The organism is Pseudomonas sp. SF2 (assembly GCF_036858055.1).
In the GTDB taxonomy this organism is placed as follows: domain Bacteria; phylum Pseudomonadota; class Gammaproteobacteria; order Pseudomonadales; family Pseudomonadaceae; genus Aquipseudomonas.
Genome location: NZ_JAMBDI010000011.1, coordinates 73608 through 98835, shown reverse-complemented (window position 1 = coordinate 98835; position 25228 = coordinate 73608). Strand labels below are relative to the sequence as shown.

The following is a 25228-nucleotide window of genomic DNA, read 5'->3' as shown; positions in this document are numbered from 1 at the left end:
TGTGTCTAGCCTGCCGGACTGCGCGTGTTTCTTCGCGGGCTCGCCCGCGAAGAAACCGGTACAGGGTCGGCTCAAGGCGCCGGGTTCGGCTGCTCTTGGTGAATCGCCTCGATCGCCGCCAGCAGTTCATCACTCAGGCTCAGCTCGAGGCTGGCCAGGTTGCTGTCCAGCTGCTCGAGGCTGGTCGCACCAATGATGTTGCTGGTCACGAACGGCTGCCGGGTGACGAACGCCAGGGCCATCTGCGCCGGGTCCAGGCCATGTTCGCGGGCCAGTTGCACATAGCGGCTGCAGGCCGCCACGGTCTGTGGGTTGGAGTAGCGGGCAAAGCGGCTGAACAGGGTCAGGCGTGCGTTTTCCGGGCGTGCGCCGTTCTCGTATTTGCCGGAAAGCATGCCGAACGCCAGCGGCGAATAGGCCAGCAGGCCGCACTGTTCGCGGATGGCCACTTCCGCCAGGCCCACTTCGAAGCTGCGGTTGAGCAGGTTGTACGGGTTCTGGATCGATACCGCCCGTGGCCAGCCGCGGCTTTCGGCCAGTTGCAGGAACTTCATGGTGCCCCACGGCGTTTCGTTGGACAGGCCGATGTGGCGGATCTTGCCCGCGCGCACCTGCTCGTCGAGCACTTCGAGGGTTTCTTCCAACGGGGTGAAGTGGTCCTGTGGCAGGTGCTGGTAGCCCAGCTTGCCGAAGAAGTTGGTGCTGCGCTCGGGCCAGTGCAGCTGGTACAGGTCGATGCGGTCGGTCTGCAGGCGCTTGAGGCTCTCGTCCAGCGCCGCGACGATGTGCTGGCGGTTATGCTTGAGCTGGCCGTCGCGGATGTGGCTGATGCCGTTGCCGGGGCCGGCGACCTTGCTGGCCAGCACCCAGTCGTCGCGATCGCCATTGTCACGGAACCAGTTGCCGATGATGCGCTCGGTGGCGGCATAGGTTTCGGGGCGGGGCGGCACCGGGTACATCTCGGCGGTGTCGATGAAGTTGACCCCCGCGGCCTTGGCCCGGGCAATCTGCTCGAAGGCCTCGGCCTGGACGTTCTGTTCGCCCCAGGTCATGGTGCCCAGGCACAGGGCGCTGACGGTGAGGTCGGTACGGCCGAGCTGGCGGTATTCCATCGGGTAGACACTCCTTGGCAAAGAAGCTCATCAAAGCAGGTTGAAATTTTTCGCGCAATCTGGATAATTCGGCACCTCTCCGTGTGGCGGAAGTGATGCACCACCACGCAGGAAGAACCCCGTCGAACATTGGCGTGCCTGACCCGAGCCCCCAAAGCGTCAGCGTTCGGCTGCGCGCTTGCCCTTGGCAAGCTGTGCACTATCCAGTAAGATTCGCCGTCTATTTTTCGCTGGGCGGCCTCTGAGGCTTTAGAGAATGAAAACTTTTACTGCTAAACCGGAAACAGTAAAGCGCGAGTGGTTCGTAGTCGACGCCGCTGGCCAGACCCTGGGTCGTCTGGCTACCGAAATCGCTAGCCGTCTGCGTGGCAAACACAAACCAGAATACACCCCTCACGTTGACACCGGCGACTACATCGTCGTTATCAACGCTGAACAGGTTCGTGTGACTGGTGCCAAGTCTTCCGACAAGATGTACTACTCCCACTCCGGTTTCCCGGGCGGCATCAAGGAAATCAACTTCGAGAAGTTGATCGCCAAGGCCCCTGAGCGTGTTATCGAAACTGCGGTCAAAGGCATGCTGCCGAAGAACCCGCTGGGTCGCGACATGTACCGCAAGCTGAAAGTGTACGCGGGTGCTGCTCACCCACACACTGCTCAGCAGCCTCAAGAACTGAAGATCTAACGGGATAGTTCATTATGTCGGCGACTCAAAACTACGGCACTGGCCGTCGCAAGACCGCAACCGCTCGCGTATTCCTGCGTCCGGGTACTGGTAACATTTCCATCAACAACCGTTCTCTGGACGTGTTCTTCGGTCGCGAAACCGCTCGCATGGTTGTTCGTCAGCCGCTCGAGCTGACCGAAACCGTTGAGAAGTTCGACATCTACGTCACCGTTTCCGGTGGTGGTGTCAGCGGTCAAGCCGGTGCGATCCGTCACGGTATCACCCGCGCTCTGATGGAATACGACGAAACCCTGCGTGGCGCTCTGCGTCGTGCTGGCTACGTCACCCGCGACGCTCGTGAAGTCGAGCGTAAGAAAGTGGGTCTGCGTAAAGCGCGTAAGCGTCCTCAGTACTCCAAGCGTTAATACCGCTTCGGCAGTCGAAAAAAGCCCGGTTCCTTGGAACCGGGCTTTTTTTATGTCTTGAACTAACCTGTCAGCATGTCAGTGACCACTTGTCGCATAGACGCAGATCAAGCAAAGCACGGGTAGTCGCCCCTGGTTGGGGTAATCACCTTGTCAGTGTGTGGATTTGTTTCTTACCATGGCGGCCAATTTTTAGCGCCATTGACACAACCTAAGTACAGGGTCTGGTTCAACAGGCCAAGCAAGCTGATGGGAGAGGACTGAATGAGCAATGACGGCGTCAACGCAGGCCGGCGCCGCTTCCTCGTAGCCGCGACATCCGTAGTCGGGGCGGCGGGGGCAGTGGGGGCTGCGGTACCGTTCGTGGGGTCATGGTTTCCCAGTGCCAAGGCGAAAGCCGCGGGTGCACCGGTGAAGGTCAATATCGCCAAGGTCGAGGCCGGGCAGCAGATGGTGGCCGAGTGGCGTGGCCAGCCTGTGTTCATCGTGCGGCGAACGGACGAGATTCTCGGCAACCTGAAAAAAGTCGTCGGTGATCTGGCTGACCCCGAGTCCAAGGCCTCGGTGCAGCCGACCTACGTCGATCCGCAGGTTCGTTCGATCAAACCGGAAATCCTCATCCTCGTCGGCCTGTGCACGCACCTGGGCTGCTCGCCTACCTTCCGCCCGGAAGTCGCACCCGCCGACCTCGGCCCGAAATGGGTCGGTGGCTATTTCTGCCCGTGCCACGGCTCCCACTACGACCTGGCTGGCCGTGTCTACAAGTCGCAGCCGGCGCCTCTCAACCTGCCCGTGCCACCGCACTCTTACGAGTCGGACGAGATCGTCGTCATCGGCGTTGACCAGGAGAACGCATGATGAGCAAGTTCATGGACTGGATTGATGCTCGCTTCCCCGCCACCAAGATGTGGGAAGACCACCTGAGCAAGTATTACGCGCCCAAGAACTTCAACTTCCTGTACTTCTTCGGCTCCCTGGCGCTGCTGGTGCTGGTCAACCAGATCGTCACCGGTGTGTGGCTGACCATGAGCTTCACGCCCTCGGCGGAAGAGGCGTTCGCCTCGGTCGAGTACATCATGCGTGACGTGGAATACGGCTGGATCCTGCGCTACCTGCACTCCACCGGTGCATCGGCGTTCTTCATCGTGGTCTACCTGCACATGTTCCGAGGCCTGCTCTACGGCTCCTACCAGAAGCCGCGTGAACTGGTATGGCTGTTCGGCATGCTGATCTACCTGGCGCTGATGGCCGAAGCGTTCATGGGCTACCTGCTGCCGTGGGGGCAGATGTCGTACTGGGGTGCCCAGGTGATCATCTCGCTGTTCGGTGCCATCCCGGTGATCGGTGGCGACCTTACCCAGTGGATCCGCGGTGACTACCTGATCTCGGGCATCACCCTGAACCGCTTCTTCGCCCTGCACGTGGTCGCCCTGCCAATCGTGATTCTCGGCCTGGTGGTGCTGCACATCCTTGCCCTTCACGAAGTGGGTTCGAACAACCCCGATGGCGTCGACATCAAGAAGAAAAAGGACGAAAACGGTATCCCGCTGGACGGTATCCCGTTCCACCCGTACTACACCGTCAAGGACATTGTCGGCGTGGTGGTGTTCCTGTTCGTGTTCTGCGCCGTGGTGTTCTTCTTCCCGGAAATGGGCGGTTACTTCCTGGAAAAACCGAACTTCGAGCAGGCCAACGCCTTCAAGACTCCAGAGCACATTGCGCCTGTGTGGTACTTCACACCGTTCTACGCGATCTTGCGTGCGGTACCTGACAAGCTGATGGGTGTTATCGCCATGGGTGCGGCGATTGCCGTGCTGTTCGTGCTGCCCTGGCTCGACCGCAGCCCGGTGCGTTCAATGCGCTACAAGGGCTGGATCAGCAAGCTCTTCCTGCTGGTGTTCTGCGTGGCCTTCGTCATCCTCGGCGTGCTGGGCGTACTGGCGCCGACACCTGGGCGTACCTTGCTGTCGCAGGTGTGCACGGTGTTGTACTTCGCCTACTTCCTGCTGATGCCGTTCTACACAAGGCTCGAGAAGACCAAACCGGTTCCGGAAAGGGTGACTGGCTGATGAAAAAGTTGATTGCAGTATTTTTGCTGGCAGTGATGCCTGCCTTTTCCTTCGCGGCCGAACCCGGCCTGGAGCTGGACAAGGTCGACATCGACCTGAGTGACAAGGCCGCCATGCAGGACGGTGCGCGTACCTTTGCCAACTATTGCATGGGTTGCCACAGTGCCAAGTTCCAGCGTTACGAGCGGGTGGCCGATGACCTGGGCATCCCGCACGAGCTGATGCTGGAGAAGCTGGTGTTCACGGGGGCAAAGATCGGTGACCACATGCAGATCGGCATGAAGCCCAGTGACGCCAAGACCTGGTTCGGTGCGGCACCGCCCGACCTGACCCTGGTTGCCCGGGTGCGTGGCACCGACTGGCTGTACACCTACCTGCGCAGCTTCTACGAGGACCCGTCGCGGCCTTACGGGGTGAACAACAAGGTGTTCCCGAACGTCGGCATGCCCAACGTACTGGTTGGCCTGCAGGGCAACCAGCATGTTGGTTGCAAGCAGGTGCAGACCGTGATCGATGGCAAGAAGCAATTCGACCCGTTGACCGGCACCCCGATAACCCATGAAGCCTGCGACCAGCTGACCATTACGCCGAATTCCGGTACCCTGACGACCGAGCAGTTCGACGAGAAGGTCAAGAACCTGGTGACCTTCCTGGCCTATTCGGCCAACCCGGTCAAACTGGAAAGCCAGCGCATCGGTACCTACGTGTTGCTGTACCTGGCTTTCTTCTTCGTATTCGCCTACTTGCTCAAGCGTGAATACTGGAAGGACGTGCACTGATCACGCAGTAGTTTCTGGTTGTTGAACGCGCCCGTGGTGGCTTGGCAGATCTGCCAGGTCACCACGGGCGCGTTTTCATTTACAGTTTCACAAGCATCCCGTGCGAGGAGCCGCTACATGGGCGCAACCAACAGGTTAGCCTGCTATTCCGACCCCGCTGATCACTATTCTCATCGGGTACGCCTTGTGCTCGCCGAGAAGGGCGTCAGCGTGCAGGTCATCGATGTCGACCCTGGTCGCCTGCCACCCAAGCTGGTCGAGGTGAACCCTTACGGCAGCGTGCCGACCCTGGTCGATCGTGACCTGGCGTTGTATGAATCGACCGTGGTGATGGAATACCTCGAGGAGCGTTACCCGCATCCGCCGTTGATGCCGGTGTACCCCGTTGCGCGCGGCAACAGCCGTTTGCTGATGCACCGTATCCAGCGCGACTGGTGTGCCCTGGCCGATACCGTGCTCGACCCGCGTAGCAGCGAGGCTGCTCGTGCCGAGGCGCGCAAGGCCTTGCGCGAAAGCCTGACCGGGGTCTCGCCATTGTTCGGCGAGTTCGCCTGTTTCATGAGCGAGGAGCAAAGCCTGGTCGATTGTTGTCTACTGCCCATACTCTGGCGTTTGCCGGTGTTGGGAATCGAGTTGCCGCGGCAAGCCAAGCCGCTGCTGGATTACATGGAGCGGCAGTTCGCCCGCGAGCCTTTCCAGGCGAGCCTGTCCTCCGTAGAACGTGAAATGCGCAAGCTTTAAGGAGCCGTTGATGAACTCCAGTCGCCCCTATCTGGTTCGAGCACTGTACGAGTGGATCGTCGACAACGATTGCACGCCCCATATGCTGGTCAATGCCGAGTTCCCGAAAGTCCAGGTGCCGGACGGTTTCGCCAGTGATGGCCAGATCGTCTTGAATATCTCGCCAAGCGCCGTGCGCAGCCTGCACATGGACAACGATGCGGTCAGCTTCGAGGGCCGTTTCGGCGGCGTGGCTCACTCGCTGTTCGTGCCGGTTGGCGCCATCCTGGGCATCTACGCCCGCGAAAATGGCCAGGGTATGGTCTTCGAACTGGAGTCGCCGGATGGCGACGACCTTGAGGACGATGATGTACAGCCGGATGACGATGGCCCGCCGGAAGGGGGCGGCCAGCCGCCGCGTCCGACTGGGCGACCAAGCCTGAAAGTGGTCAAGTGACAAAAAAGGCGATCCAACCGGATCGCCTTTTTCTTTGCCGCCAACTTTGGGTTACAGGTCGCTGATGGTGCGTACCTGGTCCTTGTTGATGCGGGTGCGCTTGCCGTCGAGTTGCTGGAACTCGTAGAAGCCGGCGTCGCGGTCGAACTTCGGTGCGTCGACGGCCTGGATTTCACGGCCATCGTTGAGGGTGATCAGGCTTGGGGTGGAGCAGCCGGCCAGGGTGGCGAAAGTGCCGAACAGCAGGGCGGGCAGCAGAAGCTTTTTCATGCGGTGTTTCCTGGGTTTACGAAAGGTGGGGCAGTGTTGTTGCCTGTGCTGGCCTCTTCGCGGTTTGCCCGCGAAGAGGCCAGCACAGGCAATCAGTGAATCAGTCGATGTACTCGAACAGCTTGACGATCTTCTGCACGCCCGACACACCCTGTACCACGGCAGTGGCCGAGTTGGCCTCCTGCTGGGTCACCAGGCCGAGCAGGTAGACGATGCCGTTCTCGGTAATCACCTTGATGCGCGAGCTGGGGACGGCATTGTCGGTCAGCATCTGGGCCTTGATCTTGGTGGTCAACCAGGCGTCGTTGTTGCGCGCCAGGATGGAAGAGGGCTGCATCACCTGCAGTTCGTTGTGCACTTTCTTGACCCGCTGCACCTGGCTGGCGGTCTGCTCGGCGAGGCTCTTGAGGTCGGCACGTGGGGTCTGGCCGGCCAGCAGGACGATGCCGTTGTAGCTGCTGACAACGATGTGCGAACCTTTGTCCAGGTCAGGGCTGGCCTTGGCGATATTGACCGAGGCCTTGGTTTCGATCAGCGAATCGTCGATCTTGCTGCCGATGGTGCGCGTGCCGCGATCATCTTCGATCGGCGAATTGCGGGTAGAGGTCAGTACCGAGCTGCAACCAGTGACGCTCAGGCACAGGGTCAGGGCCATCAGGCCGAGGCGCATAGGGGTCATTCTTCACTCCCGAACAGTTGGCTGTCGATCAGATCACACAGGCAGTGGATCGCCAGCAGGTGGACTTCCTGGATGCGTGCGGTAACCGTCGAAGGTACGCGGATTTCCACGTCTTCGGGCAGCAGCAGCGAAGCCATGCCGCCGCCGTCACGGCCAGTCAATGCTACGACAATCATTTCGCGGTCATGTGCGGCCTGGATCGCCTGGATGACGTTGGCCGAGTTGCCGCTGGTGGAAATCGCCAGCAGAACGTCGCCGGGCTGGCCCAGGGCGCGGATCTGCTTGGAAAAGACTTCGTTGTAGCTGTAGTCGTTGGCGATCGAGGTCAGGGTCGAGCTGTCGGTGGTCAGCGCGATGGCCGGCAGGCTCGGGCGTTCGCGCTCGAAGCGGTTGAGCAGCTCCGAGGAAAAATGCTGGGCATCGCCGGCCGAGCCGCCGTTGCCGCAGGCGAGCATCTTGCCCTCGTTGAGCAGCGCGTTGACCATGACCAGGCTGGCCTGCTCGATGTGCGGTGCCAGGATGTCCATTGCCTGTTGCTTGGTATCGATGCTGGCCTGGAACAGCCGGCGAATTCGGGATTGCATGTCCATCTGGTGACCTTAAATGGGGCGGTGGCCTTTGCTACGCGCAACAACGACCAGCCCGCGAAACATAGAGCAAAAAAATCGGAGTGGGTTCAGCATTCGAAGGCATTTTTCAGCCATTGAAGCGGTCTGCCTGCATGGTGGCTGCCCTGCAGGGCGACTACGTCGAAGCGGCAGGGGTGGTTGCCCCAGTGGGGCTCCTTCTGCAGGAACAGGCTGGCGGCGAGCACCAACCGTTTCTGCTTGCGCCCGTCGATACTGCCGAGGGCGCCACCGAAGCCCGCGTGCAACCGGTAGCGGACTTCGACGAATACTACTGTATCGGCGTCGAGCATGACCAGATCAAGCTCTCCACCTTTGCATCGCCAGTTGCGCGCCAGCAGTTGCAGACCCTGCCCTTGAAGGTACTCAAGGGCCTGGGTTTCTGCTGCCTGCCCGGCGCGGGTGGGCGACGCTGCTGCCATCAGCGAGGGGTGTCAGGCAGGCGCTGGACCTGGCCGCCGGAGAACTCGGCCCAGGGCAACTGGCGTTCGACGCGCTGGTTGGCGTTCATGCTCAGGCTGCCCGAAAGGCCCAGTACGCGGTTGTCCGGCAGCGCTTTCAGCTGGCCCAGGCGTGGCGCCAGGCTGTAGGCATCGATGCCCATGGCATACAGGCGGCCCAGGCTGCCGGCGGCTTGCGGCCACTGCTGCACGACCTGCTGGCGCAGGCTGTTGCTGGTGTCGAGCAGCCACGGCGTTTCGCAGAAGCGGATGCCGTTCATGTCGTTGTACTGGTTGACGTCACCACTGGCGCTGTACAGGTTCGAGGTGGCGTAGACCGGTACGTCACCGGCGTACTGGAAGTTCAAGGTCGGCTTGATCTGCTGGGCCTGTTGCGGGGTCGAGGCGAGGAAGATGAAGTCGATGTCCTGGCGGCGCGACGGCTGTGCGGCGATGCTGCCGCCTACCGTGCTCTGCAGGCTCTTGGCGCGGCCCTCGCTCTGGCGCAGTTGGAACAGGTCGGCAATCTGCTGGGCCAGGGCGACCGGCTGGGCGATGCGCTCGGCGGCGAGCAGGGTGCCACCGTTGCCCTCCCAGTCCTGGCGGAAGGCGGCAAGCACGCGGTCGCCCCATTCGCCGCTCGGCACCAGGGCTACGGCGCGGACCATGCCATCGGCGCGGGCGCGGCGTGCCACTTCACGGGCTTCGTCTTCGGCAGCCAGGCCGAACTGGAACAGCTGCGGCGGAGCCTTCTGGCCGGCGTCGGCGTAGTTCAGGGCCAGGGTAGTGATCGGCAGTTGTGGCTTGGCAGCCAGTTGCTTGACCAGCGGTTTTTCCAGCGGGCCAATGACCAGCTGTACGCCAGCGGCCTGGGCCTGGCGATAGAAGTCGTCGAGCGAGCCGATGCGCGAGCTGTCGAATACCTGCACGGCTGGCGCCTGCTGGCCGGCTTGCTGGGCCTGGAAGTGCGCAGCCATGAAGCCGTCACGCAAGGCGCGGGCAACACCGGCCAGCGGGCCTTCCTGGGGCAGCAGCAGGGCAATCTTGGTCAGCGGCTGGCTGGCCAGCTCCTTGAGCTTGGTCAGCGCCAGCGGCAGTTGCTGGGCGGCCGGGTGGTCCGGGTGCTGCTTGACCCAGGCTTCGATAGCCGCTTGCTGCTGCTCCAGGGTGCCGGCGCTTTTTACCGCGAAGGCCAGGCTGGTCCAGCCGGCCAGGGTCTGGTCGTTGCCTGGCTGCTGCAGTTGCTCTGCCGGCAGCGAGGCGACCAGGGCCCAGATGGCGTCATTGTTGGCGCTGGCGGCCTGGCCGCTGAGCAGCGGGGCCAGCAGTACGCGCTGTTGCGCGGCGGCCAGGGCCTGGCCATCGGCTTCGAGGGCGGCTGCGTGCACGCTGTAGGTGCGCGCCTGTTGTTGTTCTGGCAGTTCGGCGACGCGTTGCAGGCTGGGGTGAGCCAGGGCGGTCAGTGCAGCCTTGGGCTGGTTGCGGCTCATGGCCAGCTCGGCACCGAGGGTGCTGGCGAACACTTGCTGGGCCGGCTTGAGCGTGTCCAGCGGCACCTGCTCAAGGATGCGTGCGGCGCGTGGGAAGTCCTTCTGCTTGTAGGCCAGGTCGGCTGCGCTCAGGCGCAGCAGGGCGGCGTCTTCCGCGGACTTGCTGGAAGCTGCCTTTTCGAGCAGTTGCTCGATGCTGGCGTCCGGGGTGCGTGGCAGTTCGCCCAGGCTGGATGAGGGCGAGCTGGCACAGGCTGCCAGCAGGGCGGCAAGGCAGAGGGCTGTGAACAGCCGCAGGCAAGCGATCATGTAAAGGTCCTGTTACTCGATCAAGGTGGCCGGCAATTGTACCCAAGCGCTGGCCGGGGCGCGATGTCGCCGTGTCGATCCTTCGCTATAGGTGGCCTGCCATCGGTCGTCGGCGAGTTTCTTTGCGCCCTGTTGCAGGCGCTCGGGCTACAATGGCGCCTTTGATCCGAACGACAGGTGTGCGCAGTGACTGATGTGGCAGGGGCTTCGAAATCCACCGTGGGGACGCTGTACGTGGTCGCAACCCCCATCGGTAACCTCGACGACATGAGCGCTCGGGCGCTGAAGGTGCTGGCGGACGTGGCCCTGATCGCGGCGGAAGATACCCGTCATTCGATCCGCCTGCTGCAGCACTTCGGCATCGACACGCCGCTGGCGGCCTGCCATGAGCACAACGAGCGTGACGAGGGCGGGCGTTTTCTTGCCAAGTTGCTGGCGGGTGAGAATGTGGCGTTGGTTTCCGATGCAGGCACGCCGCTGATTTCCGATCCGGGCTACCACCTGGTGCGTCAGGCGCGGGCTGCAGGGGTGAACGTGGTGCCGGTGCCGGGCGCCTGCGCGCTGATCGCCGCACTGTCGGCGGCCGGCCTGCCGTCGGACCGCTTCATCTTCGAAGGCTTCCTGCCGGCCAAGGCGGCGGGGCGTCGGGCGCGCCTGGAGCAGGTAAAGGAGGAACCGCGCACGCTGATCTTCTATGAGGCCCCGCACCGTATCCTGGAGTGCCTTGAAGACATGGAGGCGGTATTCGGTGGCGAGCGCCCGGCGCTGTTGGCGCGAGAGCTGACCAAGACCTTCGAGACCCTCAAGGGCCTGCCCCTGGCCGAACTGCGCGCATTCGTTGCCGGCGACAGCAACCAGCAGCGCGGTGAGTGCGTGGTGCTGGTCGGTGGCTGGAGTGCGCCGGAGGGCGAGCAGGCGATCAGTGCCGAGGCGCGGCGGGTGCTCGACCTGCTGCTGGCCGAGCTCCCGCTCAAGCGGGCGGCGGCGCTGGCCGCGGAAATTACCGGGGTGCGCAAGAACCTGCTGTATCAACTTGCCCTGGAAAAGCAGAAAACCGAGTAGTGGCTAATTGATATAAATGCCGGTATTGCTTGTCCTTGGGCGCGCGTGCCGTTAATCTTGGCGGTGGAGAGTCGATCGGACAGTCGCTGCCTGCTTTTGTTCCGCAATAGCAGGGGGAGGAAAGTCCGGGCTCCATAGGGCAGAGTGCCAGGTAACGCCTGGGAGGCGCGAGCCTACGGAAAGTGCCACAGAAAATAACCGCCTAAGCACTTCGGTGCCGGTAAGGGTGAAAAGGTGCGGTAAGAGCGCACCGCACGGCTGGCAACAGTTCGTGGCTAGGTAAACCCCACTCGGAGCAAGACCAAATAGGGTTCCATCAGGCGTGGCCCGCGTCGGAACCGGGTAGGTTGCTAGAGGCGTCCAGCGATGGCCGTCGTAGAGGAATGACTGTCCTCGACAAAACCCGGCTTACAGATCGACTCTCCACCTTTCCTTCCCTGCTTGATTCGATAGCAGATGCCCGTTGGTAATACCGAAAAAATCTTACTCTTGATAAATCACTTTAACTTCGAACTCCACCTGCTTGCGTGGGTTTGATTTTTCTCGTGTTTTTTTCTCCTTGGTAATCCTTCCGCATTCCCTTATTGCGCTAAATCTCGGTCCTGTAAGGCTTTTCCTTCCGAACGTGCCTTGACGGTGCTGCGGGCGGATTCCTATAGTGTGCGCAAGTGGCAGAAAGTGGGATGAAGTGGGTTTTCTGGCACAAAAAAGCTAACATTGTGGGGAATCGCAGCCGTGTTCCGCGGAGCCAACGCCGTCAGCCTCGATGCCAAGGGCCGTCTCGCCATGCCGAGCCGGTACCGTGACGAGCTCGATTCGCGTTGCAATGGTCAGCTGATCGTGACCATCGACGCCGTTGACCCCTGCTTGTGTGTTTATCCCCTCGATGAGTGGGAACAGATAGAAGCCAAGTTGCGTGCCTTGCCATCGTTGCGTGAGGAAAACCGCCGCCTGCAGCGTTTGCTGATCGGTAATGCGGTTGACCTGGAGCTCGATGGCAGTGGGCGTTTCCTGGTGCCGCCCCGTCTGCGTGAGTACGCCAAGCTCGACAAGAAGGCGATGCTGGTGGGGCAACTGAACAAATTCCAGCTGTGGGATGAGGATGCCTGGAACGCGGTTTCGGCAGCTGACCTTGCAGCTATTCAACAACCGGGCGCCATGCCCGACGAATTGCGTGACCTGATCCTGTGACCATAGATAGCGGCTTCAACCACATTACCGTCCTGCTCGACGAAGCTGTCGAGGCATTGGCCCTGCGCGCCGACGGTTGCTATCTGGACGGCACCTTTGGCCGTGGCGGGCACAGCCGGTTGATTCTCAGCAAGCTCGGGCCGCAAGGGCGGCTGCTGGGTTTCGACAAAGATCCACAGGCGATTGCCACGGGGCAAGCGCTGGCGGCCGAAGACGGCCGCTTTGTCATTGTGCAGCGCAGCTTTGCCGAGCTGGGCGCGGAAGTGGCCGAGCGCGGCCTGGATGGCAAGGTCAGCGGCGTATTGCTGGACCTGGGCGTTTCCTCGCCGCAGCTGGATGACCCTGAGCGGGGCTTCAGCTTCCTCAATGATGGCCCGCTGGACATGCGCATGAACCCGGACCAGGGCATCAGTGCCGCCGAGTTCATCGCCACTGCACCTGAAGAAGAAATTGCCCGCGTGTTCAAGGAATACGGCGAAGAGCGCTTCGCCAAGCGCATGGCTCGCGCCGTGGTGCAGCGCCGCGAACAGCAACCGTTCACCCGCACCGGTGACCTCGCCGAGGTGCTGAAGGTGGCCAACCCGGCCTGGGAGAAGGGCAAGAACCCGGCGACCCGCGCCTTCCAGGGCCTGCGCATTCACGTCAACAACGAACTGGGTGACCTCGAGGCGGGCCTCGAGGCCGCGATCGATGCGCTGGAAGTTGGGGGCCGCCTGGCGGTGATCAGCTTCCACTCGCTGGAAGACCGCATCGTCAAACTGTTCATGCGCAAGCTGGCCAAGGGAGAGGCCGACAACCTGCCGCGCAACCTGCCGGTTCAGCACAAGGTCTTCGAGCCGAAAATCAAGCTCATCGGCAAGGCCCAGTTCGCCTCCGAAGCCGAGCTCAAGGCCAACCCACGGTCGCGTAGCGCCGTGATGCGCGTGGCGGAGAAACTGCGGTGAGCAGGCTGTTTGCCAAACCCTTGCCAGGCGGAAGCTTCCTGATGCTTCTGCTGTTCGTTGCCGTGCTGATTTCGGCCATCGCCGTGTCCTACAGCGCGCACTGGAACCGTCAGTTGCTCAATACCCTGTACGGCGAGTTGAACGAGCGCGACAAGGCCCAGGCCGAGTGGGGCCGGCTGATCCTCGAACAAAGCACCTGGACCGCCGCCAGCCGCATCGAAAACCTGGCCTCCGAGCAACTGAAGATGCGCGTACCTTCGGCTGACGAAGTACGGATGGTGGCGCCATGATGAAGCTCGAAGGTGCACTCTACCCGTGGCGCTTCCGCGTGGTGATCGGCTTGCTGGCGCTGATGGTCGGTGCCATTTGCTGGCGCATCATCGACCTGCAGGTGGTCGACCGTGACTTCCTCAAGGGCCAGGGCGATGCGCGCAGCCTGCGTCACATCCCTATCCCGGCGCACCGTGGGCTGATCACCGACCGTAACGGCGAACCGCTGGCAGTCAGCACCCCGGTCACCACCCTGTGGGCCAACCCCAAGGAAATGCAGGCCTCCAAAGACCGCTGGCCACAGCTGGCCGCCGCGCTGGGGCAGAACCCGCAGCAACTGACCGAGCGCCTGACCCAACAGGCCAGCAAAGAGTTCATCTACCTGGTCCGCGGCCTGACCCCGGAGCAGGGCCAGCATGTGCTCGACCTGAAAGTGCCGGGTGTATACGGCCTGGAAGAATTCCGCCGCTTCTACCCGGCCGGTGATGTCACCGCGCACATGGTCGGCTTTACCGACCTCGATGACCACGGTCGCGAAGGGGTGGAACTGGCCTATGACGAGTGGCTGGCCGGTGTACCCGGCAAGCGGCAGGTGATCAAGGACCGGCGCGGCCGGCTGATCAAGGACATTCAGGTAACCAAGAACGCCAAGGCAGGGAAGACCTTGGCGTTGTCGATAGACCTGCGCCTGCAGTACCTGGCCACCCGCGAACTGCGCAACGCCATTGCCGAACAGGACGCCAAGGCCGGCAGCCTGGTGATCATGGACGTCAAGACCGGTGAGGTTCTGGCCATGGTCAACCAGCCGACCTACAACCCCAACAACCGCCGCAGCATGTTCCCGGCCGCCATGCGCAACCGCGCGATCATCGACGTGTTCGAGCCAGGCTCCACGGTCAAGCCGATCTCCATGAGCGCGGCGCTGCAGAGTGGCCGCTGGAAGCCGACCGACAAGGTCGAGGTGTACCCCGGCAGCCTGCAGATCGGCCGCTACACCATCAAGGACGTGTCCAAGAGCGAGGGCCCGATCCTCGACCTGACCGGCATCCTGATCAACTCCAGTAACGTCGGCATGAGCAAGATCGCCTTCGACATCGGTGGCGAGGCCATCTACCGGGTCATGTCCCAGGTCGGCCTGGGCCAGTACACCGGCCTTGGCTTCCCCGGCGAGCGCGTCGGCAACCTGCCAAACCACCGCGAGTGGCGCAAGGCCGAGACCGCGACCCTGTCCTATGGCTACGGCGTGTCGGTGACCGCCCTGCAGCTGGTGCATGCCTACGCGGCGCTGGCCAACGACGGCAAGATGGTGCCGCTGTCGATCCTCAAGGTCGACAAGGCCCCGGAAGCCGTGCAGGCCATTCCGAAGGAAACCGCCGAGACCGTCCAGGGCATGCTGCAGCAGGTGATCGAAGCTCCGCGCGGCGTGTTCCGCGCCCAGGTGCCGTTCTACCACGTGGCCGGCAAGTCCGGTACCGCGCGCAAGGCCACCGTGGGGTCCAAGGGCTACACCGAAAACGCCTACCGCTCGCTGTTCGCCGGCTTCGGGCCGATGAGCGACCCTCGCTACGCCATCGTCGTGGTCATCGACGAGCCGGGCAAGGGCGGCTACTTCGGTGGCCTGGTTTCGGCACCGGTGTTCAGCAAGGTCATGTCCGGCACGCTGCGCCTGATGAACGTGCCGCCAGACAACCTGCCGCCACCAGCCCCCGTCGAACAATCGCAAGTCAATGCAGCAGCAACCGCCAAGGGAGGGCGTGGATGATGACAATGCCATTGAGCAAGCTTTTCGCTCACGCCAGCCGTGACCCGCTGATCCGTGAACTGACCCTGGACAGTCGCAACGTGCGCCCGGGCGACCTGTTCCTGGCCGTGCCGGGTGCCAAGGTCGATGGCCGCGAGCATATCGCCGATGCCCTGGCCCGTGGCGCTGCCGCCGTGGCCTATGAAGAACAGGGCGCGAGCGTGTTGCCAATCACCGATGTGCCGCTGATCCCGGTCAAGGGCCTGATCGCCCAGCTTTCGGATATCGCAGGTCGCTTCTATGGCGAGCCGAGCCGCCAGCTGAACCTGGTGGGCGTGACCGGCACCAACGGCAAGACCAGCGTCACCCAGCTGGTGGCCCAGGCGCTGGACGTGCTTGGCCAGCGTTGTGGCCTGATCGGCACCCTGGGTACCGGCTTCTATGGTGAGCTGCAGAGTGGCCGCCTGACCACGCCCGACCCGATCGCCGTGCAGTCGACCCTCAACGACCTCAGGAAAGGCGGCGCCAAGGCCGTGGCCATGGAGGTTTCCTCCCATGCCCTGGAGCAGGGGCGTGTCGCCGCGCTGGAGTTCGACATCGCGGTCATGACCAACCTGTCCCGCGACCATCTGGACTACCACGGCAGCATGGAGGCCTACGAGGCCGCCAAGGCCAAGTTGTTCGCCTGGCCGGGCCTGCGTTGCCAGGTGGTCAACCTGGATGATGACTTTGGCCGTCGCCTGGCCGCGGACTTTGCCCGCCGCCCGAGTGCCGACCATATCGAGACCCGGTTGCTCAGCTATAGCCTGGAGAACCCGGAGGCCTCGCTGTTCTGCCGTGAGGCCGTGTTCAATGACGATGGCGTGCGCGCCACCCTGGTCACCGCCCAGGGTGAACGTACCCTGCGTAGCCAGTTGCTGGGCCGCTTCAACCTGAGCAACATGCTCGCCGCCGTGGCGACCCTGCTGGCGCTGGACTATGCGCTGGATGAAATCCTCAAGGTCACCCCGCAGCTGCAGGGGCCGGTCGGCCGCATGCAGCGCCTGGGAGGCGGTGACAAGCCGCTGGTGGTGGTCGACTACGCACACACCCCGGACGCCCTGGAAAAAGTACTCGAAGCCCTGCGCCCGCACGCCCACGGCAAGTTGCTGTGCCTGTTCGGCTGCGGCGGCGACCGTGACCGCGGCAAGCGCCCGCTGATGGCCGAAGTGGCCGAGCGCCTGGCTGACCGCGTGCTGGTCACCGACGACAACCCGCGTACTGAAGACCCGCTGCGCATCTTTGACGACATCCGCCCGGGCTTCACCAAGCCTGCCGAAGTCGAGTTCGTTGCCGGTCGTGGCGAAGCCATCGCGTATCTGATCGCTACCGCCGCTGCCAACGATGTGATCGTGCTGGCCGGCAAGGGGCACGAGGATTACCAGGAGATCAATGGCGAGCGCCATGACTTCTCCGATCTGACCGAGGCCGAAAAGGCACTTGCAGCCTGGGAGGCTCCACATGCTTAAGCCGATGTCACTCAGCCAGCTGACCACAGCACTGAGTGGTCAACAAGTCGGTGCCGACGCCACGTTCACCGGCGTCAGCATCGACAGCCGCAGTGTTGGCGCCGGGCAGCTGTTCGTTGCCCTGGCCGGCCCGCGCTTCGATGGCCACGACTACCTGGCCGATGTAAAAGCCAAGGGCGCTGTCGCGGCCCTGGTCGAGCGTGAAGTGGCCGATGTCGACCTGCCGCAGCTGTTGGTGGCCGATTGCCGCCTGGCCCTCGGCCAGCTTGGCGCGCTGAACCGTGCTGCCTTCGACAAGCCGGTGGTGGCCATCACCGGTTCCAGCGGCAAGACCACGGTCAAGGAGATGCTCGCCAGCATCCTGCGTACCCGTGGCCTGGTGCACGCCACCCGCGGCAACCTGAACAACGACCTCGGTGCGCCACTGACCCTGCTGGAGATCGCCCCAGAGCACAGCGCCGCGGTGATCGAGCTGGGCGCCTCGCGCATTGGCGAGATCCGCTACACCGTCGGCCTGACCCGGCCTCAGGTGGTCATCATCAACAACGCCGGTACCGCCCACGTTGGCGAGTTCGGCGGCCCGGAAAAGATCGTCGAAGCCAAGGGCGAGATTCTCGAAGGCCTGGGCGAGGGCGGCACTGCCATCCTCAATCTGGCCGACAAGGCCTTCGATATCTGGCGCAAACGTGCCGGCAACCACCGCATCCTCAGCTTTGCCCTGGACAACCCGCAGGCTGACTTCCATGCCAGTGACATCGGCCGTGATGCCCGTGGCTGCCCGTCGTTCACCCTGCATGGGCCTGATGGCAAGGTGCCGGTGCAGTTGAACCTGCTGGGTACGCATAACGTCAGCAACGCCCTGGCCGCCGCCGCCGCTGCCCATGCCGTTGGTCTGAGCCTGAGCGGCATCGCCGCCGGCCTGGCTGCCGTGCAACCGGTCAAGGGCCGTACCGTGGCGCAGATCGCGCCGAACGGCGTGCGGGTGATCGACGACAGTTACAACGCAAATCCCACCTCCATGTGCGCAGCCATTGATATACTCGCCGGCTTTTCCGGACGCACCATCCTGGTGCTTGGGGATATCGGCGAACTGGGGCAATGGGCGGAGGAAGGCCACCGTCAGGTGGGTGACTACGCGCGTGGCAAGGTAGACGCCCTGTACGCGGTGGGCACCAACATGACACACGCGGTCAAGGCGTTCGGCGCCAATGGCCACCATTTCGCTACTCAAGCTGAACTGATCGACGCGGTTGGCGCCGAGAATGCCAGCGACACCACTATCTTGATCAAGGGCTCGCGCAGCGCTGCGATGGAAAACGTCGTGGCGGCATTGTGCGGTGCCAGCGGGGAGAAACATTAATGCTGCTGCTGTTGGCCGAGTATCTGCAACAGTTCCACAAAGGCTTCGCGGTCTTCCAGTACCTGTCCCTGCGCGGGATTCTGGGTGTGCTGACCGCGTTGTCCCTGGCGCTGTGGCTGGGGCCGTGGATGATCCGTACCCTGCAAATCCGCCAGATCGGCCAGGCCGTGCGTAACGACGGCCCGCAATCGCACCTGTCCAAGTCCGGCACCCCGACCATGGGCGGGGCGCTGATCCTGTCCGCCATCGCCGTCAGCACCCTGCTGTGGGCCGACCTGACCAACCGCTACGTGTGGGTGGTGCTGATCGTTACCCTGGCATTCGGTGCCATCGGCTGGGTCGACGACTACCGCAAGGTGATCGAAAAGAACTCGCGCGGCCTGCCAAGCCGCTGGAAGTACTTCTGGCAGTCGGTGTTCGGCCTGGCAGCCGCCATCTTCCTGTACAAGACCGCACCGACCAGCGTCGAAACCACGCTGATCCTGCCGTTCGTAAAGGATGTCACCATTCCGCTGGGCATCGGCTTCGTCGTGCTGACCTACTTCGTCATTGTCGGCTCGAGCAACGCGGTCAACCTTACCGACGGCCTCGACGGCCTGGCGATCATGCCGACGGTGATGGTCGGTGGTGCCCTGGGCATCTTCTGCTACCTGTCGGGCAACGTGAAGTTCGCCGAATACCTGCTGATCCCCTATGTGCCGGGCTCGGGCGAGCTGATCGTGTTCTGCGGCGCGCTGATCGGTGCCGGCCTGGGCTTCCTGTGGTTCAACACCTACCCGGCGCAGGTGTTCATGGGTGACGTCGGCGCACTGGCGTTGGGCGCCGCGCTGGGCACCATCGCCGTGATCGTTCGCCAGGAAATCGTGCTGTTCATCATGGGCGGCGTGTTCGTCATGGAAACCCTGTCGGTGGTGATCCAGGTTGCATCCTTCAAGCTGACCGGCAAGCGCGTGTTCCGCATGGCGCCGATCCACCACCACTTTGAACTCAAGGGCTGGCCAGAGCCACGGGTGATCGTCCGCTTCTGGATCATCACCGTGATCCTGGTGCTGATCGGCCTTGCAACCCTGAAACTGAGGTAGATGAGCGTGTCTTTGATCGCTTCCGACCAATTCCGCATCGTTGTCGGCCTCGGCAAGAGCGGCATGTCCCTGGTTCGCTTCCTGGCGAGCCGGGGCGTTGCCTTTGCGGTCGCCGACACCCGCGAGCAACCGCCGGAACTGGACACCCTGCGCCGTGATTACCCGCAGGTGGAAGTGCGCTGTGGTGAGCTGGACGTGGACTTCCTGTGCCGCGCCAACGAGCTGTACGTAAGCCCCGGCCTGGCCCTGGCCACCCCGGCCCTGCAGCAGGCGGCCGCGCGTGGCGTGAAGCTGTCCGGTGACATCGAACTGTTCGCCCGCTACGCCAAGGCCCCGATCATTGCCATCAGCGGCTCCAACGCCAAGAGCACCGTCACCACCCTGGTTGGCGAAATGGCCGCCAAGGCCGGCAAGCGCGTGGCGGTGGGCGGCAACCTCGGTACCCCGGCGCTGGACTTGCTGGCCGATGATGTCGAGCTGTACGTGCTGGAACTGTCCAGCTTCCAGCTGGAAACCACTGACCAGCTCAACGCCGAAGTGGCCACGGTGCTGAACATCAGCGAAGACCACATGGACCGCTACAGCGGCCTGCCGGCCTACCACCTGGCCAAGCACCGGATCTTCCGTGGCGCCAAACAGGTTGTCGTCAATCGTCAGGACGCCCTGAGCCGCCCACTGCCGGTCGAAGGCCGCCCATGCTGGACCTTCGGCCTCAACCAGCCAGACTTCAAGGCCTTTGGCCTGCGCGAAGTGGACGGCGAGAAATACCTGGCATTCGAGTTCCAGGCGCTGATGCCGGTGCGCGAACTGAAGATTCGTGGTGCCCACAACCAGAGCAATGCCTTGGCGGCGTTGGCCCTGGGGCATGCTGCCGGCCTGCCGTTCGAGCCGATGCTCGAAGCCCTGCGCGAGTTCGGTGGCCTGGCCCATCGCTGCCAGTGGGTGCGCGAGCGCAACGGCGTGAACTGGTACGACGATTCCAAGGCCACCAACGTCGGTGCTGCCCTGGCCGCCATCGAGGGCCTGGGTGCCGATATCGAAGGCAAGCTGGTGCTGATCGCCGGTGGCGATGGCAAGGGCGCCGACTTCGCTGCGCTGCGCGAGCCGGTCCAGCGCTTCTGCCGTGCTGTGGTACTGCTTGGCCGTGATGCCGAGCGCCTGGCCGAAGCCCTTGGCGATGGTGTGCAACTGGTCCGCGTGAAAACCCTCGACGATGCCGTGCAGCAATGCGCCGAACTGGCCCAGGCGGGTGATGCCGTGCTGCTGTCGCCGGCGTGCGCCAGCCTCGACATGTTCAGGAACTTCGAAGAACGCGGGCGCCTGTTCGCCCAGGCAGCGGGAGGCCTTGCATGATCTTCGGCATCCTCAAGCCCTATCCGTCGCCGCTGATCAGCGGCCGTGGCATCGACCTGGACTTTGCGATGCTCGCTGGCTGCCTGGCATTGCTGGGCCTGGGCCTGGTGATGATCACCTCGGCGTCCTCGGAAGTGGCTGCGGTGCAGTCGGGCAACCCGCTTTACCACATGTTCCGCCACCTGGTGTACGTGTTCCTCGGCCTGGTCGCCTGTGGCGCCACCATGCTGGTGCCGATCGCCACCTGGCAGCGCATGGGCTTCATGATGCTGCTGGGGGCCTTCGGCCTGCTGGTGCTGGTGCTGGTGCCGGGTATCGGCCGCGAAGTGAACGGCTCCATGCGCTGGATCGGCTTCAGCTTCTTCAACGTGCAGCCCTCGGAAATCGCCAAGGTGTTCGTGGTCATTTACCTGGCCGGCTACCTTGTACGCCGGCAGACCGAGGTACGCGAAACCTGGATGGGCTTCTTCAAACCGTTCATCGTGCTGCTGCCCATGGCGGCCCTGCTGCTGATGGAGCCGGACTTCGGTGCCACCGTGGTGATGATGGGCGCGGCGGCGGCCATGCTGTTCCTGGGCGGTGTGGGGCTGTTCCGCTTCAGCCTGATGGTGGTGCTGGCGGTGGTCGCGGTGTTCGTCCTGGTACAGGCGCAGCCTTACCGCATGGCGCGCCTGATTACCTTTACCGACCCGTGGTCCGACCAGTTCGGCTCGGGCTACCAGCTGACCCAGGCGCTGATTGCCTTCGGCCGTGGCGAGTGGCTGGGCGTTGGCCTGGGCAACAGCGTGCAGAAGCAGTTCTACCTGCCTGAAGCGCACACCGACTTCGTGTTCTCGGTACTGGCCGAAGAACTCGGCGTGGTCGGCTCGCTGCTGACCATCGCGCTCTTCGTGTTCGTGACCGTGCGTGCCCTGTACATCGGCCTGTGGGCTGAAAAAGCCAAGCAGTTCTTTGCCGCTTATGTCGCCTTCGGGCTGGCGTTCCTGTGGATCGGCCAGTTCCTGATCAACATCGGTGTGAACGTCGGCCTGCTGCCGACCAAGGGCCTGACCCTGCCGTTCCTCAGCTACGGGGGCAGCTCGCTGGTGATCTGCTGTGCCTGCGTGGGCCTGTTGCTGCGTATCGAGTGGGAAAGCCGCACGCACCTGGGCAGTGAGGAACACGAGTTCAGCGAAAGCGATTTTGCCGAGGAGACCAATCATGGCCGCTGACGGCAAGAATGTACTGATCATGGCGGGCGGCACCGGGGGCCACGTGTTCCCGGCCCTGGCCTGCGCCCGTGAGTTCCAGGCACGTGGTTACAGCGTGCACTGGCTGGGCACCCCGCGTGGCATCGAGAATGAACTGGTGCCCCAGGCTGGCCTGCCGTTGCACCTGATCCAGGTCAGTGGCCTGCGCGGCAAGAGCAAGCTGTCGTTGCTCAAGGCGCCGTTCACCCTGGTCAAGGCCGTGCTGCAGGCGCGGCGTATCGTGCGTGAGCTCAAGCCGGTATGCGTGGTCGGCTTCGGTGGCTATGTGACCGGCCCGGGCGGCGTCGCCGCACGCCTGTGCGGCGTACCGCTGGTGATCCATGAGCAGAACGCCCGCGCCGGCACTGCCAACCGGTTGCTGGTGCCACTCTCGGCACGGGTTTGCGAAGCTTTCCCGAACACCTTCGAGGCCAGCGACAAACGTCGCACCACCGGCAACCCGGTGCGCCCGGAGCTGTTCATGGACGCGCATCGCGCGCCCCTGACCGAGCGCCGTGCACGCCTGTTGGTGCTCGGTGGCAGCCTGGGCGCGGAACCATTGAACAAATTGTTGCCTAAGGCCCTGTCCGAGGTGCCCGCCGCGCTGCGGCCAGAGGTGTTCCACCAGGCTGGCAAGCAACACGCGCCGATCACCGCCGAGCGTTATCACGAGGCGGGTGTCGAGGCGCAGGTAGAGCCCTTCATCAAGGACATGGCCCAAGCCTATGGCTGGGCCGACATGGTGGTGTGCCGGGCCGGTGCCCTGACCGTCAGCGAGCTGGCGGCAGCAGGCCTGCCTTCGGTGCTGGTGCCATTGCCCCACGCGATCGACGACCACCAGACCCACAACGCCCAATATCTGGCCCGGGAAGGTGCTGCCTTCCTGATGCCACAAGCGACAACTGGCGCAGCGCAGCTCGCTGAACGCCTGAACGAGGTGCTGATGCAACCCGAGAAACTCAACGTCATGGCAGGCACCGCACGGCGCCTGGCCAAACCTGCCGCAACCAGCACCGTGGTCGATATCTGCCTGGAGGTGGCCCATGGTTGAGAGCCAGAAAGCCATGCCCCAGCCGAAGATGGGCCGTATCCGCCGTATTCACTTCGTCGGTATCGGCGGCGTGGGCATGTGCGGCATTGCCGAAGTGTTGCTGAACCTGGGCTATGAAGTGTCCGGTTCCGACCTGAAGGCCTCGCCGGTCACCGAGCGCCTGGAATCGTTCGGTGCCGAGATCTTCGTCGGCCACCGCGCCGAGAACGCCGCCACCGCCGATGTGCTGGTGGTGTCCAGCGCCATCAACCCGGCCAACCCGGAAGTCGCCACCGCCCTGGAGCGGCGCATTCCGGTGGTGCCGCGTGCCGAGATGCTCGCCGAGCTGATGCGCTACCGCCATGGCGTGGCCGTTGCCGGTACCCACGGCAAGACCACCACCACCAGCCTGCTGGCTTCGGTGTTCGCTGCCGGCGGCCTGGACCCGACCTTCGTCATCGGCGGCCGCCTGACCGCTGCCGGCACCAATGCCCAGCTCGGCACCAGCCGCTACCTGATTGCCGAAGCGGACGAGAGCGATGCCAGCTTCCTGCACCTGCAGCCGATGGTGGCCGTGGTCACCAACATCGACGCCGACCACATGGCGACCTACGAAGGTGACTTCAACAAACTGAAGAAAACCTTCGTCGAGTTCCTGCACAACCTGCCGTTCTACGGCCTGGCCGTGATGTGCCTGGACGACCCGGTAGTGCGCGAGATCCTGCCACAGGTCAAGCGCCCGACCGTGACCTATGGCTTCAGCGACGAGGCCGACATCCGCGCCATCAACGTGCGCCAGAAGGGCATGCAGACCCACTTCACCGTGCTGCGCCGTGACCGCGAGCCGCTGGAGGTGTCGGTGAACATGCCCGGCAACCACAACGTGCTCAACGCCTTGGCCACCATCGCCATCGCCACCGACGAAGGCATCACTGACGAGGCCATCGTCCAGGGCCTGTCCGGCTTCCAGGGCGTCGGCCGCCGCTTCCAGGTGTATGGCGAACTGCCGGTCGAAGGCGGCAGCGTGATGCTGGTCGACGACTATGGCCACCACCCGACCGAAGTGGCTGCGGTGATCAAGGCCGTGCGCGGTGGCTGGCCGAGCCGCCGCCTGGTGATCGTCTACCAGCCGCACCGCTACAGCCGTACCCGCGACCTGTACGACGATTTCGTCCAGGTGCTGGGCGATGCCAACGTGCTGCTGCTGATGGAAGTCTACCCGGCTGGCGAAGAGCCGATCCCCGGTGCCGACAGCCGCCAGCTGTGCCACAGCATCCGCCAGCGCGGCAAGCTGGACCCGATCTACATCGAACGTGGCGTCGACCTGGCGCCACTGGTCAAGCCACTGCTGCGTGCTGGCGACATCCTGATCTGCCAGGGTGCCGGTGATGTCGGCGGCCTGGCCCCGCAATTGATGAAAAGCCCGCTGTTCGCTGGCGCCAAGCAGGAGAAGTCGAAATGACCAGCGCCTACGAAAAGCTGCACTCGACCCTGGACGTCAAGGCGTTCGGCCGTGTTGCCGTGCTGTACGGCGGCAAGAGTGCCGAGCGTGAAGTGTCGCTCAAATCCGGCGCTGCGGTGATCGACGCGCTGACTACCGCCGGTGTCGACGTGGTCGCCATCGACGTGGGTGACGACCTGCTCGACCGCCTGCAAAGCGAGAAGATCGACCGCGCCTTCATCATCCTCCACGGCCGTGGCGGTGAAGACGGCAGCATGCAAGGCCTGCTCGAGTGCCTGGGCATCCCGTACACCGGCAGTGGCATCCTTGCCTCGGCACTGGCCATGGACAAGCTGCGTACCAAGCAGGTGTGGCAGAGCCTGGGCATTCCGACCCCGCGCCACGCCGTGCTGGCGAGCGAAAGCGATTGTTTGCAGGCCGCTACGGAACTGGGCTTCCCGCTTATCGTCAAACCGGCCCATGAAGGTTCCAGCATCGGCATGGCCAAGGTGAACAGCGCCCAGGAACTGGTCGCCGCCTGGCAGGATGCTGCCAGATACGATTCCCAGGTACTGGTGGAGCAGTGGATCCACGGGCCGGAGTTCACCGTCGCGGTATTGCGTGGCCAGGTGCTGCCACCGATCGCCCTGGGTACGCCGCACGTGTTCTACGACTACGACGCCAAGTACATCGCCAACGATACCCAGTACCGCATTCCGTGCGGCCTGGACAGCGTCAAGGAACAGGAACTGATCGACCTGACCGCGCGCGCCTGCGATGCCATCGGCATCGAAGGCTGGGGGCGGCTGGACGTGATGCAGGACGAGCAGGGCCGGTTCTGGCTGCTCGAAGTCAACACCGCACCCGGCATGACCGATCATAGCCTGGTGCCCATGGCGGCCCGCGCGGCCGGCCTGGACTTCCAGCAACTGGTGCTGGCAATCCTGGCCGAAAGCGTGGCGACGCGAGGTTAA

The 25228-nt window shown here is 63.5% G+C and carries 26 protein-coding genes and 1 other RNA gene; 21 read left to right on the top strand and 6 right to left on the bottom strand.

The window, feature by feature from the left end:
• Positions 1-71: 71 nt before the first annotated feature.
• Positions 72-1112: an NADP(H)-dependent aldo-keto reductase gene (locus M2S36_RS08620; RefSeq protein WP_233687058.1), complete on the bottom strand. Its 1041-nt coding sequence runs from the start codon at positions 1110-1112 to the stop codon at positions 72-74.
• Positions 1113-1368: 256 nt separating this feature from the next.
• Between M2S36_RS08620 and rplM the strand changes: the two genes are divergently transcribed.
• The 7 genes from rplM to M2S36_RS08585 all read left to right on the top strand — a co-directional run bounded on the left by rplM (position 1369) and on the right by M2S36_RS08585 (position 6229).
• A complete protein-coding gene (gene rplM / locus M2S36_RS08615; RefSeq protein WP_003260798.1) occupies positions 1369-1797 on the top strand; it encodes a 50S ribosomal protein L13 in 429 nt (142 codons plus the stop codon).
• Positions 1798-1811: 14 nt separating this feature from the next.
• Entirely contained in the window at positions 1812-2204 is a 393-nt protein-coding gene (gene rpsI, locus M2S36_RS08610) for a 30S ribosomal protein S9 (RefSeq protein ID WP_003260797.1), read from the top strand.
• Positions 2205-2468: 264 nt separating this feature from the next.
• On the top strand, positions 2469-3062 hold the full coding sequence (gene petA, locus M2S36_RS08605) for a ubiquinol-cytochrome c reductase iron-sulfur subunit (RefSeq protein WP_015271723.1): 594 nt from the start codon (positions 2469-2471) through the stop codon (positions 3060-3062).
• Positions 3062-4273: a cytochrome b gene (locus M2S36_RS08600; protein ID WP_025340560.1), complete on the top strand. Its 1212-nt coding sequence runs from the start codon at positions 3062-3064 to the stop codon at positions 4271-4273. The genes petA and M2S36_RS08600 overlap by 1 nt, the downstream gene beginning before the upstream one ends.
• On the top strand, positions 4273-5052 hold the full coding sequence (locus M2S36_RS08595; protein ID WP_207834506.1) for a cytochrome c1: 780 nt from the start codon (positions 4273-4275) through the stop codon (positions 5050-5052). Before M2S36_RS08600 ends, M2S36_RS08595 begins: the two co-directional genes overlap by 1 nt.
• Positions 5053-5169: 117 nt before the next feature.
• A complete protein-coding gene (locus M2S36_RS08590) occupies positions 5170-5793 on the top strand; it encodes a glutathione S-transferase N-terminal domain-containing protein (protein WP_241105977.1) in 624 nt (207 codons plus the stop codon).
• 10 nt (positions 5794-5803) lie between these two features.
• The gene (locus tag M2S36_RS08585; RefSeq protein WP_207834508.1) at positions 5804-6229 is read left to right on the top strand and encodes a ClpXP protease specificity-enhancing factor; all 426 of its coding nucleotides are present in this window, start codon (positions 5804-5806) and stop codon (positions 6227-6229) included.
• Positions 6230-6280: 51 nt separating this feature from the next.
• Here the strand turns inward: M2S36_RS08585 and M2S36_RS08580 are convergent, their stop codons facing one another.
• The 5 genes from M2S36_RS08580 to M2S36_RS08560 all read right to left on the bottom strand — a co-directional run bounded on the left by M2S36_RS08580 (position 6281) and on the right by M2S36_RS08560 (position 10043).
• Positions 6281-6499: a YgdI/YgdR family lipoprotein gene (locus M2S36_RS08580; RefSeq protein WP_046616516.1), complete on the bottom strand. Its 219-nt coding sequence runs from the start codon at positions 6497-6499 to the stop codon at positions 6281-6283.
• Between the two features lie 100 nt (positions 6500-6599).
• Positions 6600-7178, bottom strand: coding sequence for a BON domain-containing protein (locus tag M2S36_RS08575; RefSeq protein WP_063913315.1), 579 nt, complete (start codon positions 7176-7178; stop codon positions 6600-6602).
• Positions 7175-7768, bottom strand: a complete 594-nt coding sequence (locus M2S36_RS08570; protein WP_012274070.1) for a phosphoheptose isomerase — start codon at positions 7766-7768, stop codon at positions 7175-7177. The genes M2S36_RS08575 and M2S36_RS08570 overlap by 4 nt, the downstream gene beginning before the upstream one ends.
• A gap of 86 nt (positions 7769-7854) precedes the next feature.
• Complete coding sequence (locus M2S36_RS08565) at positions 7855-8226, bottom strand: YraN family protein (protein WP_051098564.1); 372 nt, start codon at positions 8224-8226, stop codon at positions 7855-7857.
• Positions 8226-10043 (bottom strand): penicillin-binding protein activator, encoded by a 1818-nt coding sequence (locus M2S36_RS08560; RefSeq protein WP_207834512.1) that lies wholly within the window; start codon positions 10041-10043, stop codon positions 8226-8228. The genes M2S36_RS08565 and M2S36_RS08560 overlap by 1 nt, the downstream gene beginning before the upstream one ends.
• 186 nt (positions 10044-10229) lie before the next feature.
• Here M2S36_RS08560 and rsmI point away from each other — a divergent pair, with 186 nt between their 5' ends.
• From rsmI to M2S36_RS08490, 14 genes are all read left to right on the top strand, one after another.
• Positions 10230-11105 (top strand): 16S rRNA (cytidine(1402)-2'-O)-methyltransferase, encoded by an 876-nt coding sequence (gene rsmI, locus M2S36_RS08555; protein WP_207834514.1) that lies wholly within the window; start codon positions 10230-10232, stop codon positions 11103-11105.
• 67 nt (positions 11106-11172) lie between these two features.
• Positions 11173-11532: RNase P RNA component class A (rnpB, locus tag M2S36_RS08550), an RNA gene on the top strand.
• Between the two features lie 308 nt (positions 11533-11840).
• Positions 11841-12296: a division/cell wall cluster transcriptional repressor MraZ gene (gene mraZ / locus M2S36_RS08545; RefSeq protein ID WP_004575120.1), complete on the top strand. Its 456-nt coding sequence runs from the start codon at positions 11841-11843 to the stop codon at positions 12294-12296.
• A complete protein-coding gene (gene rsmH, locus M2S36_RS08540; protein WP_063913311.1) occupies positions 12293-13240 on the top strand; it encodes a 16S rRNA (cytosine(1402)-N(4))-methyltransferase RsmH in 948 nt (315 codons plus the stop codon). The genes mraZ and rsmH overlap by 4 nt, the downstream gene beginning before the upstream one ends.
• Positions 13237-13530, top strand: a complete 294-nt coding sequence (gene ftsL, locus M2S36_RS08535; protein WP_025340552.1) for a cell division protein FtsL — start codon at positions 13237-13239, stop codon at positions 13528-13530. The genes rsmH and ftsL overlap by 4 nt, the downstream gene beginning before the upstream one ends.
• On the top strand, positions 13530-15272 hold the full coding sequence (locus tag M2S36_RS08530) for a peptidoglycan D,D-transpeptidase FtsI family protein (protein ID WP_172827529.1): 1743 nt from the start codon (positions 13530-13532) through the stop codon (positions 15270-15272). The genes ftsL and M2S36_RS08530 overlap by 1 nt, the downstream gene beginning before the upstream one ends.
• Positions 15269-16759, top strand: a complete 1491-nt coding sequence (locus M2S36_RS08525; protein WP_333956984.1) for a UDP-N-acetylmuramoyl-L-alanyl-D-glutamate--2,6-diaminopimelate ligase — start codon at positions 15269-15271, stop codon at positions 16757-16759. The genes M2S36_RS08530 and M2S36_RS08525 overlap by 4 nt, the downstream gene beginning before the upstream one ends.
• Positions 16752-18119 (top strand): UDP-N-acetylmuramoyl-tripeptide--D-alanyl-D-alanine ligase, encoded by a 1368-nt coding sequence (locus tag M2S36_RS08520; RefSeq protein WP_207834518.1) that lies wholly within the window; start codon positions 16752-16754, stop codon positions 18117-18119. Before M2S36_RS08525 ends, M2S36_RS08520 begins: the two co-directional genes overlap by 8 nt.
• Positions 18119-19201 (top strand): phospho-N-acetylmuramoyl-pentapeptide-transferase, encoded by a 1083-nt coding sequence (gene mraY / locus M2S36_RS08515; RefSeq protein ID WP_063913308.1) that lies wholly within the window; start codon positions 18119-18121, stop codon positions 19199-19201. Before M2S36_RS08520 ends, mraY begins: the two co-directional genes overlap by 1 nt.
• A 6-nt stretch (positions 19202-19207) precedes the next feature.
• Entirely contained in the window at positions 19208-20554 is a 1347-nt protein-coding gene (gene murD / locus M2S36_RS08510) for a UDP-N-acetylmuramoyl-L-alanine--D-glutamate ligase (RefSeq protein ID WP_063913445.1), read from the top strand.
• Entirely contained in the window at positions 20551-21765 is a 1215-nt protein-coding gene (gene ftsW / locus M2S36_RS08505; protein ID WP_063913307.1) for a putative lipid II flippase FtsW, read from the top strand. Before murD ends, ftsW begins: the two co-directional genes overlap by 4 nt.
• On the top strand, positions 21755-22834 hold the full coding sequence (gene murG, locus M2S36_RS08500) for an undecaprenyldiphospho-muramoylpentapeptide beta-N-acetylglucosaminyltransferase (protein ID WP_063913306.1): 1080 nt from the start codon (positions 21755-21757) through the stop codon (positions 22832-22834). Before ftsW ends, murG begins: the two co-directional genes overlap by 11 nt.
• Positions 22827-24275, top strand: a complete 1449-nt coding sequence (gene murC, locus M2S36_RS08495; protein ID WP_063913305.1) for a UDP-N-acetylmuramate--L-alanine ligase — start codon at positions 22827-22829, stop codon at positions 24273-24275. The genes murG and murC overlap by 8 nt, the downstream gene beginning before the upstream one ends.
• Positions 24272-25228: a D-alanine--D-alanine ligase gene (locus M2S36_RS08490; RefSeq protein WP_207834520.1), complete on the top strand. Its 957-nt coding sequence runs from the start codon at positions 24272-24274 to the stop codon at positions 25226-25228. The genes murC and M2S36_RS08490 overlap by 4 nt, the downstream gene beginning before the upstream one ends.

What these genes read in the sequence shown, in the direction of transcription:
- M2S36_RS08565 (WP_051098564.1), bottom strand. Translation starts at nt 8,226, where the DNA reads ATGGCAGCAGCGTCGCCCACCCGCGCCGGGCAGGCAGCAGAAACCCAG.
- M2S36_RS08530 (WP_172827529.1), top strand. Translation starts at nt 13,530, where the DNA reads ATGAAGCTCGAAGGTGCACTCTACCCGTGGCGCTTCCGCGTGGTGATC.
- M2S36_RS08580 (WP_046616516.1), bottom strand. Translation starts at nt 6,499, where the DNA reads ATGAAAAAGCTTCTGCTGCCCGCCCTGCTGTTCGGCACTTTCGCCACC.
- M2S36_RS08490 (WP_207834520.1), top strand. Translation starts at nt 24,272, where the DNA reads ATGACCAGCGCCTACGAAAAGCTGCACTCGACCCTGGACGTCAAGGCG.
- murC (WP_063913305.1), top strand. Translation starts at nt 22,827, where the DNA reads ATGGTTGAGAGCCAGAAAGCCATGCCCCAGCCGAAGATGGGCCGTATC.
- M2S36_RS08600 (WP_025340560.1), top strand. Translation starts at nt 3,062, where the DNA reads ATGAGCAAGTTCATGGACTGGATTGATGCTCGCTTCCCCGCCACCAAG.
- rpsI (WP_003260797.1), top strand. Translation starts at nt 1,812, where the DNA reads ATGTCGGCGACTCAAAACTACGGCACTGGCCGTCGCAAGACCGCAACC.
- M2S36_RS08560 (WP_207834512.1), bottom strand. Translation starts at nt 10,043, where the DNA reads ATGATCGCTTGCCTGCGGCTGTTCACAGCCCTCTGCCTTGCCGCCCTG.
- M2S36_RS08525 (WP_333956984.1), top strand. Translation starts at nt 15,269, where the DNA reads ATGATGACAATGCCATTGAGCAAGCTTTTCGCTCACGCCAGCCGTGAC.
- M2S36_RS08620 (WP_233687058.1), bottom strand. Translation starts at nt 1,112, where the DNA reads ATGGAATACCGCCAGCTCGGCCGTACCGACCTCACCGTCAGCGCCCTG.
- M2S36_RS08570 (WP_012274070.1), bottom strand. Translation starts at nt 7,768, where the DNA reads ATGGACATGCAATCCCGAATTCGCCGGCTGTTCCAGGCCAGCATCGAT.
- mraY (WP_063913308.1), top strand. Translation starts at nt 18,119, where the DNA reads ATGCTGCTGCTGTTGGCCGAGTATCTGCAACAGTTCCACAAAGGCTTC.
- M2S36_RS08595 (WP_207834506.1), top strand. Translation starts at nt 4,273, where the DNA reads ATGAAAAAGTTGATTGCAGTATTTTTGCTGGCAGTGATGCCTGCCTTT.
- murG (WP_063913306.1), top strand. Translation starts at nt 21,755, where the DNA reads ATGGCCGCTGACGGCAAGAATGTACTGATCATGGCGGGCGGCACCGGG.
- rplM (WP_003260798.1), top strand. Translation starts at nt 1,369, where the DNA reads ATGAAAACTTTTACTGCTAAACCGGAAACAGTAAAGCGCGAGTGGTTC.
- M2S36_RS08585 (WP_207834508.1), top strand. Translation starts at nt 5,804, where the DNA reads ATGAACTCCAGTCGCCCCTATCTGGTTCGAGCACTGTACGAGTGGATC.
- M2S36_RS08520 (WP_207834518.1), top strand. Translation starts at nt 16,752, where the DNA reads ATGCTTAAGCCGATGTCACTCAGCCAGCTGACCACAGCACTGAGTGGT.
- ftsW (WP_063913307.1), top strand. Translation starts at nt 20,551, where the DNA reads ATGATCTTCGGCATCCTCAAGCCCTATCCGTCGCCGCTGATCAGCGGC.
- M2S36_RS08575 (WP_063913315.1), bottom strand. Translation starts at nt 7,178, where the DNA reads ATGACCCCTATGCGCCTCGGCCTGATGGCCCTGACCCTGTGCCTGAGC.
- M2S36_RS08590 (WP_241105977.1), top strand. Translation starts at nt 5,170, where the DNA reads ATGGGCGCAACCAACAGGTTAGCCTGCTATTCCGACCCCGCTGATCAC.
- petA (WP_015271723.1), top strand. Translation starts at nt 2,469, where the DNA reads ATGAGCAATGACGGCGTCAACGCAGGCCGGCGCCGCTTCCTCGTAGCC.